At 66.9% G+C, this 2,943-nt stretch carries 4 protein-coding genes and 1 pseudogene; 4 read left to right on the top strand and 1 reads right to left on the bottom strand.

The features are described from left to right. Both QZV97_RS20670 and lipA read left to right on the top strand, forming a co-directional pair. A pseudogene (locus QZV97_RS20670) lies at positions 1-236 on the top strand (hypothetical protein); the annotation flags it as partial. A 4-nt stretch (positions 237-240) separates the two neighbouring features. Continuing rightward, entirely contained in the window at positions 241-1,245 is a 1,005-nt protein-coding gene (gene lipA / locus QZV97_RS20665) for a lipoyl synthase (RefSeq protein WP_295647275.1), read from the top strand. A gap of 252 nt (positions 1,246-1,497) precedes the next feature. Here the strand turns inward: lipA and QZV97_RS20660 are convergent, their stop codons facing one another. Continuing rightward, a complete protein-coding gene (locus tag QZV97_RS20660; protein ID WP_295647273.1) occupies positions 1,498-1,737 on the bottom strand; it encodes a hypothetical protein in 240 nt (79 codons plus the stop codon). A gap of 220 nt (positions 1,738-1,957) precedes the next feature. On the opposite strand from QZV97_RS20660, the gene QZV97_RS20655 reads away from it, so the two are divergent. Then, positions 1,958-2,602, top strand: a complete 645-nt coding sequence (locus QZV97_RS20655; protein WP_295647271.1) for an integrase — start codon at positions 1,958-1,960, stop codon at positions 2,600-2,602. Further along, the coding region (locus tag QZV97_RS20650; RefSeq protein WP_295647269.1) for an RES domain-containing protein at positions 2,589-2,943 on the top strand (355 nt) is incomplete at its 3' end. The genes QZV97_RS20655 and QZV97_RS20650, both read left to right, overlap by 14 nt.

Genomic DNA, 2,943 nt, shown 5'->3' with positions numbered 1-2,943 from the left:
ACCACGCCGAGAACGTGACGCTGCTCGACGAGCAGCACGCCCAGATCGCCAAGGCGATCACCGCGCGCGACCCCGAGGCGGCGCGCGCCGCGGCGAACATTCACTTGAGCTTCGTGCAGGCGAGCTTGCGCGAGGCTGCAAGGAAGGGCGGGCGCAAGGCAGGCAACGGTGCCGCCGCACCGGCCCCAAGCCCGGCCCGCCCCCGCAAGCGCGCCAACGGTGACGCCAGTGCCTGATCCGATCGGCAGTTCGGCGCCCGTTGACGCCATCAACTCGTCCGTCAGCTATGACCCGAGCACGAAGCAGAAGGCCCAGGCCAAGACCGCGCGCATCCCGATCAAGATCGTCCCGGCCGAGGCGCTGAAAAAGCCCGAGTGGATCCGCGTCAAGGCCGGCAGCCCGACGACCCGCTTCTACGAGATCAAGCAGATCCTGCGCGAGCACAAGCTGCACACGGTGTGCGAAGAAGCGTCGTGCCCGAACATCGGCGAGTGTTTCGGCAAGGGCACCGCCACCTTCATGATCATGGGCGACAAGTGCACGCGGCGCTGCCCGTTCTGCGACGTCGGCCACGGCCGGCCCGACCCGCTCGATGCCGACGAGCCGGCCAACCTGGCGAAAACGATCGCGGCGCTCAAGCTGAAGTACGTCGTCATCACCAGCGTGGACCGGGATGACCTGCGCGACGGTGGCGCCGGCCACTTCGTCGACTGCATCCGCGCGGTGCGCGAGCAGTCGCCGGCCACCACCATCGAAGTGCTGGTGCCCGACTTCCGCGGCCGCGACCAGCGTGCGCTGGACATCCTGACGGCCGCGCCGCCGGACGTGATGAACCACAACCTCGAGACCATCCCGCGGCTGTACAAGGAGGCGCGGCCGGGCAGCGACTACGCCTTCAGTCTGAACCTGCTGAAGCAGTTCAAGGCGCGCGTGCCGGGCGTGCCGACCAAGAGCGGGCTGATGGTCGGCCTCGGCGAGACCGACGACGAGATTCTCGCCGTGATGCGTGACATGCGCGCGCACGACATCGACATGCTGACCATCGGCCAGTACCTGGCGCCGAGCGGTCACCACCTGCCGGTGCGGCGCTACGTGCACCCGGACACCTTCGGCCTGTTCGAGCGCGAGGCGCGCGCGATGGGCTTCACCCATGCCGCCATCGGCGCGCTGGTGCGCTCGAGCTACCACGCCGACCAGCAGGCGCATGCGGCGGGCGTCGCGGACGCTTTGTCCGAGCGCAGTTGACGCCGATGACAACGGCGATCGACAAGCCGACACCCGGATCTGATCGGCCACACCGCTGCGCAGTATTCGAACCGCGCCATCGGCATCGGCATCGGGAACGAGTTGGCCTGCAGCCTTTGCTTGCCGAGCAGTACCGGCCGTGCCGTCTCTGACTGCTTCTACAGCCGCGAGTGCATGTGCCTGCAGGATCAGCAGCGGACCGCTATCGAGCCATCGAGGCGATTGCCACAGGGAACCGCGCGGTCGCAGCCTTCAGACCAGTTCTGTGACCAAGCTTGTCATGCTCGGCCTGACCCGCGGAAACTGCTCGCGCACCGCCCTGCGTTCGCTGATGCCGAGCACCAGACCCACCTGCTCCTCGTCGGCACCGCGGTCGTACAGGCGAGCGACCACTGTGCGGCGGATCGACAGCGGTGTCGCCCACTCCAGTTCTGCGTAGCGGAACAGCTTTCGGTAGGTCTCGAGGATCGGGCGGCAGAGGCAGCGCCGCAAAGAAGATCAACTTGCGCATCTCGCAATCCACAGGGTTCCAAGCGTAGCGACAGGCGCAGAAAAGGCAATCTGCCTGGAGTCGCGCGCGGCGTCGCGGCCCAAGCGCCACCGAAAAGCATCGGCCGCCCCTGCAACACTCGCCGAGTTATGGTTGTCAAAGTTGACATACGAGACAAACGAGACTACTCTGCCGCATCTCAGTGCGTACGGGGAGTTCGCCATGCGCAAGGCACAAGCGGCATCAGCTGTGAACCAACCACTTGTCACCCCGACGGAAGTTCGTCGCTTCGACAAGGCGGTCACGGTTCGCGACCGTGGTGCATTCCTGTTCGAGCTTGACCGCCTTGTTCGAGAGAAGCTGGCGGCTGCCACGAACACCGCCATCGACAAGTCACCCTTGACAGAAACCCTGCGCGGGAAAGCCGCGTCACTGCGCGCAGCCACCTCCTGGGCGCCGACGGCTGCCGACGTCCAGCAAGGTCGCGCTGAACTGCTGCGCGAGTTCGATCGACCGCACAACCTGCCGCTTGCCGACTTCGTGCGCCTGGCCCACAAGTCCCGCCAGCAGATCTACAAGGACATCGCCGCCCGCAGGTTGCTTGCGCTGGACGTCGGCCGCCGAGGTCAGCGGATTCCCGACTGGCAACTGGAGTCACCGGGGCTGCAGTTGACGCGCGCCGTGCTCCAGGCTGCGGAAGACGTCGATGCCTGGACGGTGTACCGCGCCTTGGCGGAGCCCTGCGAGGCGTTGGGCGGCCAACCTCCGGCGGCGAGTGTGAATCGAGGCAACGTCGACGCGACCGCGCGCGTCGTGCTTGCTTCGCTCGGCGTGCAGCGGTCGGAGCACGGCGGTGCCGCCGCCTGACGTTCCGGCCCGAATCATCCCCGCGGGGGAACTTCTCCAGCACGTGAGTCGTGCTGCGTATCGCGGGACGGCCCTTCACTTCGGCCGCTCTGGTGGCAATCGCTACGACGACCTGGCTCTCCGGTTTGGCACGGTGTACATCGCCTTCGACCTGGCGACCGCGCTCATGGAGTCCGTCTTCCGCCAGCACGGTTGGAACCGCCGCGCCAGGCGCGTGATCACCCGAACCGAGGTGTACGCGCGCATGGTCAGGGCGATTGGCGTCCTCGAGCCTCTGTCGCTCGCAGACCTCACTGCGCCCGGCGTGATGGCATCGCAGTTCGGATTGAACCTGTCCCAGC

Source organism: uncultured Methylibium sp. (assembly GCF_902826655.1).
GTDB lineage: Bacteria > Pseudomonadota > Gammaproteobacteria > Burkholderiales > Burkholderiaceae_C > Methylibium.
Note: the sequence above shows the minus strand (reverse complement) of the source record. Positions and strands in the feature narration are given on the sequence as shown.